Below are 14732 nucleotides of genomic sequence, written 5' to 3'. Positions count from 1 at the left end.
CAAGCTTACATTAAACCCCTCTTCGCTCAGGATGACGACTGAGATGGATGATTCAATTTACATACTAACCAAGGAGTTCCCTTACCCTGCGGCGGCGCCATAACATCTCCATTTGTATCGACGAGCAGGAGGGCAAGGGACAGGGATTGGGTTTTGTTGATACGGGCAACCACGCCTGCCTCGCCCATCCATCAGACGGCTCTTGGCAAGATTAAATTACCCGGCCTTTAGGTCAGCCGTGGATGGGGGGCATGATCGAACAAGTTTACTTTTGATGCCTTGGTACCTTTGACCCACCCCTTAATCCCCGCCCGAGCGGGGAAGCTCTTTGGGGAGTTTTGGATTCGGAATTTGCAAGATCCTTCAGGTTTTCAGGATGACGACTGAGGTGGATGATTCAATTTACAAACTCACCACAGCGTCTTCCTCTCCCGGGAGAGGAAACAAAGGTGAGGGTGGGATTCGCCAGAGGCAGCCAGGCCTACCTCATATCGTGGTTTTAGGCGAAAGGACTCCTCGCTGTTTCATTCCTTATTGAGGCAAAAGGCAACCTTGGAGCGTGCGGAAGCTCCTCCAAGCGTTGTCAGTGCCTGAAATGACCCCTAAGCTTAATTAAACAACGAACGCTTCCGCGTCCGCAGGACGCTTGAAGGTTCTCTCAGCCTATCCGGGATTATAGGTTACCACCCTTTTCCAGTGCAGTGAAATAAAGAGAACCACGGCCAGGGTTTCGAATATTCTGCCTGTGAGTGCGAATGAACTGCCAAGCCCATATCCGGAGAAAGCGACCAATAGAATGCCGGCGTTAAGGAAGAAAACCATCATCCGGGCCATTTTTTCGTTGCCTCTGCCCTTTGATTTCAGGAAGCGGGGTAAGATCCAGTAAGCCACTCCAAGGGTGAATTGGATGATCCACCCAAAGATCAAAAATTCGATGTGAATGGGCAGTACAAACCAAAGCAAAGGTGAAATAAGCCAGGCTTTATTAATGAGCATCAAGGCTCCCAGAGTTACTCCACACAGTAAATAGAGTAGTGATAGTTTTATCATCAGGCGGGAAATGAGCGGCATCTCAAGCTCCTTCTTTTCGCTTTTTCCTGCGCTGATCTTTCGACATCACCCTCGGCCAGATCTCCCTCACATAAAACAACACTGCCATTAATTGAAATAAAGCAGAGATCACAAGTAATACCTTCCAGATATCGGCATTGGAGGTATTCACAAACGGCTCCGAGATGAACCGAAGCCCCAATCCCAGGTTGAGAAATCCAAAGGTGAGCCAGCCCCATTTCTGGTTCTTAAAACTTTCTTCTTTAATACGCCCCGGAAACATCCACATTGAAACTCCCATGATGATCTGTGTGATCCATCCTACCATCAGGGAATGCCAGAATAGCGGAGTGATTCCGTCAAAGTTCAGGATCTCCGCTTGTGAACTCACACCTGTCAACAGTGCGATCAGAAAAAAGATCAGGCCTGATCTAATAAAAAGACGGGTAATTAATGGCATAACAGGATCATGGTTTCATTGTGCTCTTATTCATCTTCCACCAAAATATACCCATTACACACACCGGAAATATAGCTGCGACCGCCAGTGCAGTATATATCCAAATTCCACTTAATGCCGATGGCCAGAAAGTCGTCATTAATATCAGGCTCAGGATCACTAAACTTACAGAACCGAGTATCCCATAAAAATATCCTTTCCCTACCTTGAGTCCTTCCATTAAATACACTGTGACGCCCGTCGTAAAGGCACCCAATAGCAAAACGTGTAAATAGAGGATCCGTATGCCATACTCAGAAAGCCACAGTCCTGCCGGGGAAACGGCAGCGATCAACTGCATGATGCTTTTCAACCCTAAAAACAATAGCGGCCATATCCAGATGCCGAGTTTTCCTTTTCGGGACATGATGACGGAATAAACAAAAAGCAGGACTCCCTCCGCCACTAACACCCCTCCCATACGTGCAGCCACCGATAAGTTCAGGCTCATCATAGATTCAGATATTCCATATGGAAAAGTGAGAGGGGAACCAATAGCGATCAATCCTACCAAAACAACCGGTGAAAGCATCAGGTCTTCTTCAGTAATATTCAGTGCATTTACGATCAGTCCTAATAGAACCAAAACCACCCAGCCCTCCACGAAGGTAGCCAGAAAGAAATGAGTAAGCGCTTTGCCTAAAAGCGGGCCACCAAAATGAAGCATTTGAACCAAACCCACCCCCCATGCACCCAGGGAACTGACAAAAAGCATTACCAGGGCACCTTCAAACCAAACATTGGCAATGAAACCATGCTTGCGGTATCGGGTGATCAGGTATCCCGTCATGAAGATATACCATCCTATCATCACCAGTCCTGAGAAGATCACCGAGAATGGCAGGGTTGCCTCACCTATGGCAACTGAACCATAGCCCCATATCATGAAGAAAGGAAAGGACAATAGTCCGAACATTAATACCGACCAAAGACCGAACCTCATGAGTCGCACACCTATGGCTGCATGATAACCGGGGACGGCATCCAGCTTAATGAAATAGAGAGGAAGCAGGGAGGCCCATCCGAAAAACATCAGGTGTGAGTGGGCGTGACGTATATTTTCCAGGTTCAGCTCAAAAGGAAGTGGGATCAGGAATCCCACGCGATATAGAAATCCCGTGAGTCCTGCCACAACAAAACTGAACATGGCCCACTGCCATATCTTTGAATCTTTGATCAATGATCTCATTTAACGGTCATACTAAAAATTGATGCACTGACTCAAAGTATTCTTTGTTCATAAAGTTTAAATGAAGAAAGTGAGGGTATTGAATATCGAATATTGAATATTGAACATTGAATGTTGAAGTGGGGCTTAGGCTTTTTCGTTGTGGATTCATTTTGCCTGCCCCAAAGGGTCCTCTCCCTCGTCCCGAACACGTTCGGAACATTCCCTCTCCAAAGAGGGACAGGTTTCGAGGTATTACTTACCCCATATTCTCATTTCGACCGGAGTGAATGAGTAACAAAGTTGCGTAACCACCTCCCAAACTCAATATCGTCGTCATCCCGAGTGCGTACCGGCCTGTACAAGACTGAAATATTGAACACGAGGGATCTCAAAGTTTGCACTATTTGCCAGAGCTACCTTTGAGATCCTTCGCGTAATATATCACAAACCTACAGTATACCTCACTTCGCTCAGGATGACGACTGAGGTGGATGATTCAATTTACAAACTCACCACAGCGTCTTCCTCTCCCGGGAGAGGAAACATAGGTGGGGGTGGAGTTCGCCAAAGACAACCAAGTCTTCTTCACCGATCCATCAGACGGCTCTGGGCAAGATTGAATTGTCCGGCCTTAGGCCAGCCGTCAGATGGGGGCATGATCGAACAAATCTAATTCCGATGCTTTGGCACCTTTGACCCACCCCTTAATCCCCGCCCGAGCGGGGAAGTTCTTAGAGCTCGTTCCCAAGCTCCAGCTTGGGAATGCAGTCCCGGAAGCTCCGGCTTCCAGTTTAATAGTTGGTTATATTATCCTGACTGCTTCATGTGGTGTTTATTACCCCTGCTTACAGAACCCAATCCCCCCGCCCTTGCCCTCCGGCATGCTTCCCTTACTTCCGGGGCCTTGGTTGCGCCGCAGGGTAAGGGAGCTTTCTTATTCCCAATATCACTACAGCGTCTTCCTCTCCCGGGAGAGGAAACATAGGTGGGGATTGGTGATTACAGGCAGTGGAATTATTTCAGGCTTACCAAACCTGATCTCCGACCTCACCTAAATCCTCTCCTTCGCAAGGAGGGGACTTTTCGTTAGTCAATACAAGATAGTTGCTGATTAAGTATCGATACTTTAATACAACTCCGGAGAGTCCTCCTTTTAGGGAGGTGCCGACCGAATGGGAGGCGGAGGGTGTGGTCACCAGGGGCAATGATACTGTAATTAACCACGGTACCCCTTGGTGACCACACCCCACGAAACCCAAGCAGGAACAGCTGCTTGGATTGATCTCCCCTCAAGGGGAGACTTTTTCTAATACAAGCAGTCTTGCTTTTTCGTAATCGGTTGCCCCAAACGGTCCTCTCCCTCGTCCCGAATGAATTCGGGACATTCCCTCTCCAAAGAGGGACAGGTTCTTGCTTGATCAATAAATATAAACCTTGGCTGTTTAATAGCTAACGCCAAGTACCTGTGTCCCTTTGGAGGGACAGCAAGAGCAGCTCGCCTGTTGCTTGCGGGGAGGACGGGAGGTCAGCCGTGGGCTACCTAACCTAGTCGTGGCACCTTTGACCCACCCCTTGATCCCCGCCCGAGCGGGGAAGCTCTTTAGTTGTTATTTGTATTGAATTATAGATTTTAGCCAATGGTGACACAGCTTATACTCTATATCTAAACTCACCAAAGCGTCTTCCTCTCCCGGGAGAGGAAACATAGGTGAGGGTGGGATTCACCAGGGGCGACCAAGCCTACTCCACCCATCCATCAGACGGCTCTTGGTAAGATTCTACTGCCCGGTCTTTAGGTCAGCCGTCAGATGGAGTTTAGATCAGGCTATGCGAGATCCTTCAAGTGTTCAGGATGACTTAGGTTTATCTTGATGCAGTCCTCCACATTCACCGATGCGTAACCACCTCCTAAACTCAATATCGTCGTCATCCCGAGTGCGTATCGGTTTGCTAAGGACTGAAGTATTAAACACGAGGGATCTCAAATCGCAAAATACTTGCCAAGGCTGAATTTGTCCCGAACGCTTTCGGGATCGCGTTTTACTACAAAACCTACAGTATACCTCACTTCGCTCAGGATGACGACTGAGGTGGATGATTCAAATTTTTAACTCACCAAAGCGTCTTCCTCTCCCGGGAGAGGAAACAAAGGTGAGGGTGGAGTTCGCCAAAGGCTACCAAGCCTACTCCATCCATCAGACGGCTCTGGGCAAGATTGGATTGCCCGGTCTTTAGGTCAGCCGTCAGATGGAGTTGCCTTAGATTATTAATTCAGCGAAGCCTCAAGCTTCAGCGCTTTGGGAAAGAGGATGTTGTTTTCCAGGTGAACATGTTTGTGCAGGTCTTGCTGGAAGCCTTCCAGGTTCTGGAAGAGTACGCGATAAGAGGCACAGGCATTCTGCGGAGGATTGAAGCCGTTGGTCAGCTCCTCGATGTTGGCCATCAGATCACCGGCTTTGTCATGTTCTTCTTCCAGGGCTTCTAAGATAGCAGATTTTACGGAACCGGTTTTCTTTTGGCTCACCAATTCTTTGATCTGCGGGAACAGATCCTGCTCTTCTTTCTGAAGATGTCCCAGCATCTCACTTCTAAGCAACTGCACATTTTGGAGGATATCATATAATTCGGGATTCCGTTCTCCATGTACGCGAGCTACTTTCTCAGCATAGAAGCTGATCTCCGGGAGCATCTTCCGTACATAACTGTGGTGATTGTTCACAATGTAATCGGTCAGGAAGTCCAGTGACCACTCATTGTAGTTGTCTTCGGTATTATCTGCCATGTTGAGGGCTTCTATTTCAGCCACGACCTGCTCCAGTTCTATTTTCTTCGAAGTGCAGGCTTTTTCTAAAGTTCGCCCTCCTCCACAGCAGAAATCGAGTCCGTAGGAACGGAGCACTTGTGCGGTTCTGTAATCTTCAGCTACAATTTCTCCAACCGGTTTTTCGGATAGTGTTTGAGTATTCATGATGTTTATTAGTTTTAAGAGTTTTTTGTCTTTTTTATATTCAAATTTTTTTATTCAGCTCACTGCCATGAAAATTGCCCTTCAGCTGTCAGGCGGAAGTGCTTCTCCTTTCCTTCTTTGGCTATGCCGATCAGGCTGGTGCGCTTGAGCATGTTTTCGATGGAACCTCGGGTTTCTACCCAGCTTTCGTGCAAGGGACAGGGTTCCTGGGAACCGCAACCCGGCAGACCAAGGGCGCATTGGGTGATCAGTCCAGGTCCGTCTATAGCAACTACCAGATCAAACAGGGTGGCGTCTTTGCCCTTTTGTGAGAGGCGGACTCCCCCATTGGGTCCTTTGTAGGACTCCATCAATCCGTCGGCGGTAAGCTGTTGCAGGATCTTGGTTAAAAAGTGGAAGGAGATCTCCAGCTCTTCGCTGATATCCTTCAGGGAATAGAACTCACCGTCTTTCTTCGAGGCCAGATATAAGGACGCCCGCAAGCCATACACACATGATTTTGATAACAGCATAACCGATGGATCTATTTAAGAGTTATTTGTCTTAATTTACGGATAATTTTGGTAAGTAGGTAGTGGTTTTTAGGTTTTAGTTGCGAGGTGCAAGTGGGTTGGGTGACGAACGACAGAGGACGGAGGACCGACGAAAAGAATCATTACAACTCACCATCACCTCGTCATTGCGAAGGCTTCAGCGAAAAACAGTTTCAGACATCAAGGCCTTGATCTATCCATCAGACGGCTCTTTGCAGGAATGGAGTCCCTGACCCTCATGCAGCCGTCAGATGGAGATATTGCTTTGAGTTATTTTTAGCTCGTTCCCAAGCTCCCGCTTGGGGATGCAGTCCCGGAAGTTCCGGCTTCCACTCTGTTGGCATTATTACTATTATTGAAAACGTGAAACGCAAGTCCATATAAAGTCCTCCCTTGAGGGAGGCGGAGGGTGTCCAAAGGCAAAGGAATCGTGATCAACCTTGACTGCCCCATACTTTCCTCTCCAAAGAGGGACAGATTTCGAGATGTTGTTGAGTATCCCAAGTCGATTTCTAGAGATCCCGGAACGGCAACTCTGCTTCGATTATAATTTCTTATGAACAAACTCCATAAACCAATTGGGCATAGTTTCGACCTGTGGATATCCCAAACCATCATATTTTTTCTCAAGTATCACAAAGTTACTCTTTTTTGAGTTATCAATAAGGAAAGCCCGGTCGGATGTTTTTAAAGCATCGAAGAGTAATTCCAAACTTTTATAATAACGACTTCTTATTTTTTCTTTTTGAACATCATGACCGCCTTTTGCAACCCTGTTCTCCACTCTGGCAATATTGATCTCAGGAGATTCAGTAGCGATGTAATATAAATAGGTCGTGTATTCATTGTCTTTTACAAAGCTCAAAAATGTGATCTTAGCTTCATGGGACATGACGGTTTCAAAACTAAAGCTGATGTTCTGCTCAACCATCATATATCGTAAAAAATCCGCTAATAATGCACTTACATAACTTTCAAAATGCTTAGTCTTATAAACTAAGGTGTTTTCTTTGATTAAGACCTCGGGAATACGTCCAATTCTTTTGATCCGTGAGATAAGTTCAGGTATGGATTTTATAGCTTCATCCCAATTGGCTTGCGTGATATTTTTGAGTTTATAATCACTCAGATCAATAAAACCGGATTCTTTAAGTTTTTTGGCGATATTATCTGCATTTACCAGCGGGCCAAGCGGAATCTCTCTTTCTTCAAGCTCTTTTATTAACTCACTTTTACCTGATCCATTTGGACCTGCGAACATCCGAAGACGTTTTTTGCCCATATCACCCGATTTTCAGTGGTCCTTTGATGGTACGTGACTTTAATGAAGATCCGTTCAATTTTTGAATAGTTGATTTTCCGCCATCTGCATGTTCCCGGATAATTGATTTCCCCTTAACGTACACTGTATCTAATCCAAGGGCTTTGTTGGTGCGGATAGCTCGCTGATTGGAACTTTTCATTGCCCTGTTTAAGGATTTGGCAGATATGGTCTTTTTCTTGCTCATAACTGAAAGGATAATGTTTGAATGTAATAATAGTAACTAATTTAGCTAACAATTTCATTCATTGTTTGTTTAAGGGAGGAGATCCTTCCTCGGCATACCCGCGAATTCTCGGGGCTCCATGTAGTCGTTAGGATTGAAGCCGTTGGTGAATATGGACATTCGTGCATTATTCAACCCGATAGCCCCATACTCTCCTCTCCCTCGTCCCGAACAAGTTCGGGACATTCCCTCTCCAAAGAGGGACAGGTTCTTGCTTGCTTAATAGGCCTAAACCTTGGCTGCTTTATAACCATTGGCAAGAACCTGTGTCCCTTTGGAGGGACAGCAAGAACAGCTTCAGCTGTTACTTGCGGGGAGGAGCGTTAGGGCTTTGTTCTCGTTACGCCGCTCTGCTGTGTAACCCCTTCCCGGAAGCTCCGGCTTCCTGTTTATGACTCGTTATCGCAACAGGGCTGAACCGCATGCTTGTGGAAAGTTGGTCGCCATTAAGGCAGGCCTGAAGGCCTTTGCTTGTTGATATCCGAGACATTCCCTCGCAGGTCGGTACATCGTCCATCGCATTTCAACCGTACCGCAGTATTAACTATCTCCTATCTCACTAAAGCGTCTTCCTCTCCCGGGAGAGGAAACAAAGGTGAGGGTGGGTGGTATGGGTGATGGGTCGAAATCAACCTCGGTTGCCCCTGGTGACCACACCCCACGAAAAAAATTCAGGAACAGCTGAATTTTTTGATCTCCCCTCAAGGGGAGAATTTTCGTTAGTCAATACAAGATAGTTGCTGATTAAGTATCAATACTTTGAAACAACCCCGGAGAGTCCTCCCTTGAGGGAGGTGCCGACCGAATGGGAGGCGGAGGGTGTCCAAAGGCAAAGGAATCGTGATCAACCTTGACTACCCCAAAGGGTCCTCGTCCCGAACAAGTTCGGGGGCGGGGAGGAGCGTGGAGTTTACGGTGCTTTAGTTACTTCCTTACTTCTGAACCATGATTTGTAGGATTAAGGGATGTTCTTGATTATTCTCGTTACGTAGCTCCGCTGCGTAATGCCTGCCGGAGGCTCTGCCTCCAGTTTAAGACTCGTTGTCTCTCCAGGACTGAACCCGGTGTTTGTGTACAGGAGGATTTTGGGCTATAGATAATTTGTCATGGATTCTACCTTACTTGCCCCACACTCTCCTCTCCCTCGCTGTATGAGCAAGCTCATTTCGCATTCCCTCTCCAAAGAGGGACAGGATCTAGGCGCAAAGAGTTTTACACAATTGTATCTGTCCACAGATCGGAGGTGTTGGGTTTCTCTAACTTCAATAGCTTGTTTCCGAAGTTAAAATCTCAAAAACTTCAATGTTGAATATTCAATATTCCGTGTTCGATATTCACCTTTGTCCCTTTGGAGGGACAGCCCCGAAAGCGTTCGGGGGCGGGGAGGAGCGTGGAGTTTACGGTGCTTTAGTTACTTCCTTACTTCTGAACCATGATTTGTAGGATTAAGGGATGTTCTTGATTATTCCTCTTCCATCCTGCTAATCCTTTCATCAAGAAAATCATGCCTGTCCCGTACTGCTGTCGAGAGTTCAAACTGATGTATCTACCATAAACACTAAACTATTAACTATCTCCTATCTCACTAAAGCGTCTTCCTCTCCCGGGAGAGGAAACAAAGGTGAGGGTGGGTGGTATGGGTGATGGGTCGAAATCAACCTCGGTTGCCCCTGGTGAACACACCCCACGAATCCCAAGCAGGAACAACTGCTTGGATTGATCTCCCCTCAAGGGGAGAATTTTCGTTAGTCAATACAAGATAGTTGCTGATTAAGTATCAATACTTTGAAACAACCCCGGAGAGTCCTCCCTTGAGGGAGGTGCCGACCGAATGGGAGGCGGAGGGTGTCCAAAGGCAAAGGAATCGTGATCAACCTTGACTACCCCAAAGGGTCCTCGTCCCGAACAAGTTCGGGGGCGGGGAGGAGCGTGGAGTTTACGGTGCTTTAGTTACTTCCTTACTTCTGAACCATGATTTGTAGGATTAAGGGATGTTCTTGATTACCCATCCATCCTGCTAATCCTTTCATCAAGAAAATCATGCCTGTCCCGTACTGCTGTCGAGAGTTCAAACTGATGTATCTACCATAAACACTAAACTATTAACTATCTCCCAAACTCACTAAAGCGTCTTCCTCTCCCGGGAGAGGAAACAAAGGTGAGGGTGGGTGGTATGGGTGATGGGTCGAAATCAACCTCGGTTGCCCTTGGTGACCACACCCCACGAAAAAAATTCAGGAACAGCTGAATTTTTTGATCTCCCCTCAAGGGGAGACTTCCACTTTTTTTCTTGAATAGGATGAACGTAGGCCCAGGAACGGATCTTAAATTTTTAATAATTCAGGAATGATTTTAATCAGTTCCGACAGGGTTACCACATCTATATTTTCTTTGTAGGGATATCCTTTTTCAGCAGGAATCACTACGAGTGTTTTAACCGGATCTATATCCTCAATAGCTGTGTAGTTTCCGCGGCTTAAATTTGGGGATAGTGTTGATTTACATTCTATGGCTATCATTGAGGTCCCGTCACTGATCACAAGATCAATTTCATTTCCGTGATTGGTTCTGTAAAACGACAACTCCAGCTTGGGATAATGGCCGGCTATGTTTTCTATCACCATGCTCTCCCACAACGATCCAAATGCGGGATGCCCTGCCGCTTCCTCAAATGACCTCAACTTAAGCAGTGCTGTTGTCAGCCCGCTATCCGTGATATACACCTTCGGCGATTTCACAAGCCTCTTTTTGGTATTCCCTTTGTATGGTCTTAATTGGCGCACCATAAAAGTGCCTTCAAGCAGATCAATGTATTTCTTTACAGAAGTATGACTGATCCCCAGTGAACTTCCCAATGCACTGTAATTTGCTGTTTGGCCATTTGAGTGAGCCAGCATCTGCCATAATCGGCGCATGGAGACCGGACTGAATCCCGCAAACTGCAACAGGTCCCGCTCCAGGAAAGTGGTAATAAAACTCTCCCGCCATTCCATGCTTACCTTTTCACCAACCATAACACTTCGGGGAAACCCTCCCTTCACCATATATTCTTCCAGGGTTGTTTCGGTATGGATCTCATCCCATAAAAAAGGAGTTAGTTTTTTGTAGATGATACGTCCGGCCAGAGATTCAGAACTTTGCTTGATCAGATCCCTTGATGCTGAACCAAGAATCAAGAACTGTCCATTATGCTCATGCGCATCCACGATACTTCGCAGTACGGGAAAAAGCTCCGGCTCACGCTGTATTTCATCAATACATACCAGTTTTCCTTTTTGGCGAGACAAAAACCACTCCGCATCTTCCAGCTTTTGCAGATCGGATGGACGTTCCAGATCCAGATAAACGGCCTCCCTATCAAGCTCAGAGATCATATGCTTTGCCAGGGTTGATTTACCGCATTGCCTCGGACCCAATATAGCCGTGACCGGAAAATGATCCAGCGAATGCCTTAGATCTTTGGTAAGTATTCTGGGTATCATATGTGTATTTTAAAATCTTTAGTTTCAATTTACACGTTTTAGGTTCAAGGTTCAAGGTTTTAGGTGCAAGGCTCAAGAGGGACAGAAAGCACAGCTTCAGCTTTGGCTTGTTTATATCCGAGACATTCATTCGATGAATTTTAAATGCCATAGTTTTAAATGTTAAATGTCGGACTCATTTAACATTTAAACATTCAAAATTTAAAACTAACTAAGTCCATCGTATTTCAACCGCAGCCCAGTATTACCTATCTCCCAAACTCACTAAAGCGTCTTCCTCTCCCGGGAGAGGAAACAAAGGTGAGGGTGGGTGGTATGGGTGATGCGTCAAGATCAACCTCGGTTGCCCCTGGTGATCACACCCCACGAAAAAAATTCGGGAACAGCCGAATTTTTTGATCTCCCGCTCAAGGGGAGAATTTCCTTTGTGGAATTCCATATAGTTGCTGACCAAGGTCCGACGAAAAGGATCATTACAATATCACCACTACCTCGACTTTGCGAAGGCTTCACTGACCGAACGGGAACAAAGCCTGTGGCAATCTCCTCAATCGTAGCAACGTACTTGCCAACGAGGCGTTGTTTAACAGCAAGCCCGCATCAGGGAGATCCCGGTTCGGCGATTCCACTCCGCTGCATCTTGACCGGGATGACGGCCTTCTTGGATTTGGGCATAGCGATCCCGCATACGCTACAGTTTGCTCGGGATGAAAGGTTATTATTAGTTTGGGATCTGGTTCTAAAAAACTACTTATTCTTGTAGTACTTCTTTCTTTTTGATTCAGATAATAAGCTATTGATTGCGTCCGGTTTTTGTTCAATTTTATGGATAAAGAAATTCACTTTCTTTGCTAAAAAGGGATTCTTTCTTAACTCAAGAGTATCATTAATGTCCCTGATTACTTCCGCTTTCTTGACTAAAAATGGATCGTCAATTTTTTCCTTTTTTAAAAGCCAATTTGATACTTCTGCCCAACTCCATACGGATGTTTTGCCTGTCACCCCGGCTACCGGAATGGGAAAACCACCTTTTCCTCTTTTACCCTTAATAATTTGTGCTACAGACTGTCGGCTTCGTTGTGCGCGTCGTGATATTTCGGCACTTGTAACAAGGTCACTGGGTTCAACACGTGCTACCTGGAAACCTGCTGATTCTACATCATTAATAGCACTAATTACGGCTTCTTCAAGGCTTTCTGCTTCCCTGTCAAATTCAATATACACCACCTGATTTTTGCTATACAGTATCCCATCATCACATCCTGCCTGAAACAATGCATCTTCCAGTTCATTTGTTAATTCATTTTCATTATCTAATAACAGTGTAAATGTGTGTATTTCTTTTTTCATAGCTACCTCAGTTAAAAAATTCTGTCTTATGAATGATGGGGACATCTATCAACACGTCTAATTATTTGCTTTGCATGATTGCCTTCATTTCTTGGGGTACTCCAAACAGAGAGCTGACACCCTTCTCTGCTTTGTTCCGGACAGTATAACCGACAAAATGCATGTCCTGACTTTCCGGTTTCAATAACCCGCCACCCTTTATCTACGGCATATTCAATGGCTGATTGTATTTCTTTGGATGGATGTTTGCTTACCGTCATATTTAATATACCCCATTTTGTTTACAAATGTCAACAGTTTGTTTAGTATCAAACCTTTCCTTTCCGATTTGATGTCATATATACATAATACGTTTTCATACTATGTAAGAGCGTTTAGAAACCGATTCCTTACAGTTTTTTTATTGAATTATGACGGTTGATTGCGCCCCTGTCATCCCGAGGAGGAAGCAAAGCGAACGACGAGGGATCTCCCGACTGCATGCAACGTATTTGCTAACGGCTCGTTGTTTAACATCAAGCCCGCGTCCGGGAGATCCCGGTTCGGCGATTCCGCTCCGCTGCATCTTGACCGGGATGACGGTCTTTTTTGGAGTTGGGGTGAGCCTAAAAAATAACTACCCAAGGGCTGTCATCCCGCACGTAATGAATATGAAGATGCGGGATCTCCTTGATATGGGGAATAACTTACCAAAGTTTCGTTGTTCAGCACCCCAAATCGATTCAGGGAGATCCTTCACTACGCATTCGCTTCGTTCAGGATGATGGGGGCCTTTTCTACCCACCCTAGCCTCCCGTTGGTCGGGCATCTGCCACGACAGTGGCGCATGGAGGTTGATTGTGCCCCTGTCATCCCGATGAGGAAGCGAACGTCGAGGGATCTCCCGACTGCAAGCAACGCAATTATTCAAGACCCCGTAAACAGTCTTTTAACTTATTCCGAAACCCAATTTTCAGTCGATAAGCCAGGTACCCGATTAAATTCTTTCATGTTATTGGTTACGAGTATCGCACCGACACTTTTCGCGTGTGCGGCAATTAAGGTGTCTAAAGACCCAATGGGTGTTCCTTTTTTCTCTAAAGCAGATCGTATTTTTCCGTATTCAATAGCTGCTTTAGTATCAAAATCCAGTATTTCTAATGGCAGCAAGAATTGATTTAAAGCTTCCTGATTCTGATCAGGTTTTGAGCTTTTGCCAATACCATATTGCATTTCTGCTAAGGTAATGGAAGATATACCAACTTTCCCCGGGGTTAGTTCTTTAAATCGATTAAATACTGCCTCAGGCTTTCGCTTAATGATATAGATACAAATATTGGTATCCAGCATATATTCTATCATTCAAAAAGCTCTCTTTCTTGCACTTTCGGCTGCTCCCTTTCAGCTAAATAATCTTCTGTAAACATCTCCGTACCATGAATCAGTGAATCCCAGGGTTTATGGAATGGTATCACATAGATGGAATTGCCCACCTTCTTTAGATATACCTTATCATCCTCAATTTTCAGTCCTTCCGGTATCTGAATAATTTGGGATCCTGATTTATTTTTAAGCTTGGCTGTTTCGAAGGGCATTATCTTTTATTTTTTGTAGGTGTGTTGTAAATAACGAAAAATAACATAGAAAAGTTATTTCTTTTTTTATTGGTTTTAGGGTTTGGGGGCAAGGCTCAAGGTTTTAGGTTTTAGATTTGTTTCTTGAACTCGTTCCCAAGCTCCGGCTTGGGAATGCAGTCCCGGAAGCTCCAGCTTCCAGTTTGGGGCTTTAGGGTATTTCGTTATGGATTTAATTTGCTTGCCCCATACTCTCCTCTCCCTCGCTGTATGAGCAGGCTCATTTCGCATTCCCTCTCCGGAGAGGGACACGTTCCTTGCTTGTGGCAAGGTGGTAGCCATGTAGGCAAGCCTGAAGGCTTTCGCTTGTTTATGTCCGAGGCATTCATTCGATGAATTTTAAATGCCATAGTTTTAAATGTTAAATGTCGGACTCATTTAACATTTAAACATTCAAAATTTAAAAATAACTAAGTCCATCGTATTTCAACCGCACTAAGTATTACCTATCTCCCATCTCACTAATGCGTCTTCCTCTCCCGGGAGAGGAAACAAAGGTGAGGGTGGGTGCCAAGGGCT

Annotated in this window: 12 protein-coding genes; all 12 read right to left on the bottom strand. The window is 45.5% G+C overall.

From position 1 onward, the window contains the following. Positions 1 to 663: 663 nt before the first annotated feature. Positions 664 to 1050: a hypothetical protein gene (locus ACFSVN_RS11000; protein ID WP_390302469.1), complete on the bottom strand. Its 387-nt coding sequence runs from the start codon at positions 1048 to 1050 to the stop codon at positions 664 to 666. Between the two features lie 22 nt (positions 1051 to 1072). After that, entirely contained in the window at positions 1073 to 1510 is a 438-nt protein-coding gene (locus tag ACFSVN_RS10995) for a hypothetical protein (RefSeq protein ID WP_390302466.1), read from the bottom strand. Between the two features lie 7 nt (positions 1511 to 1517). Continuing rightward, positions 1518 to 2738, bottom strand: a complete 1221-nt coding sequence (locus tag ACFSVN_RS10990; RefSeq protein ID WP_390302463.1) for a hypothetical protein — start codon at positions 2736 to 2738, stop codon at positions 1518 to 1520. Between the two features lie 2248 nt (positions 2739 to 4986). Next, entirely contained in the window at positions 4987 to 5688 is a 702-nt protein-coding gene (gene ric, locus ACFSVN_RS10985; RefSeq protein ID WP_390302460.1) for an iron-sulfur cluster repair di-iron protein, read from the bottom strand. A gap of 59 nt (positions 5689 to 5747) precedes the next feature. Next, complete coding sequence (locus tag ACFSVN_RS10980) at positions 5748 to 6200, bottom strand: RrF2 family transcriptional regulator (protein WP_390302457.1); 453 nt, start codon at positions 6198 to 6200, stop codon at positions 5748 to 5750. A gap of 565 nt (positions 6201 to 6765) precedes the next feature. After that, entirely contained in the window at positions 6766 to 7503 is a 738-nt protein-coding gene (locus tag ACFSVN_RS10975; RefSeq protein ID WP_390302454.1) for a hypothetical protein, read from the bottom strand. 1 nt (position 7504) lies between these two features. Beyond that, positions 7505 to 7729: a hypothetical protein gene (locus tag ACFSVN_RS10970; RefSeq protein WP_390302451.1), complete on the bottom strand. Its 225-nt coding sequence runs from the start codon at positions 7727 to 7729 to the stop codon at positions 7505 to 7507. A 2363-nt stretch (positions 7730 to 10092) separates the two neighbouring features. After that, complete coding sequence (locus tag ACFSVN_RS10965; RefSeq protein WP_390302448.1) at positions 10093 to 11250, bottom strand: ATP-binding protein; 1158 nt, start codon at positions 11248 to 11250, stop codon at positions 10093 to 10095. Between the two features lie 747 nt (positions 11251 to 11997). Then, positions 11998 to 12600, bottom strand: a complete 603-nt coding sequence (locus ACFSVN_RS10960) for a hypothetical protein (RefSeq protein WP_390302445.1) — start codon at positions 12598 to 12600, stop codon at positions 11998 to 12000. Positions 12601 to 12626: 26 nt separating this feature from the next. Then, positions 12627 to 12860, bottom strand: a complete 234-nt coding sequence (locus ACFSVN_RS10955; RefSeq protein WP_390302442.1) for a hypothetical protein — start codon at positions 12858 to 12860, stop codon at positions 12627 to 12629. A gap of 673 nt (positions 12861 to 13533) precedes the next feature. After that, entirely contained in the window at positions 13534 to 13938 is a 405-nt protein-coding gene (vapC, locus tag ACFSVN_RS10950; RefSeq protein WP_390303828.1) for a type II toxin-antitoxin system tRNA(fMet)-specific endonuclease VapC, read from the bottom strand. Then, positions 13938 to 14174 carry an antitoxin gene (locus ACFSVN_RS10945; protein WP_390302439.1) on the bottom strand — a complete coding sequence of 79 codons (237 nt, stop codon included), beginning with the start codon at positions 14172 to 14174 and terminating at the stop codon, positions 13938 to 13940. Before ACFSVN_RS10945 ends, vapC begins: the two co-directional genes overlap by 1 nt. Positions 14175 to 14732 lie beyond the last annotated feature (558 nt).

Source organism: Gracilimonas halophila (assembly GCF_042684365.1).
Taxonomy (GTDB): Bacteria; Bacteroidota; Rhodothermia; order Balneolales; family Balneolaceae; genus Gracilimonas; species Gracilimonas halophila.
Note: the sequence above shows the minus strand (reverse complement) of the source record. Positions and strands in the feature narration are given on the sequence as shown.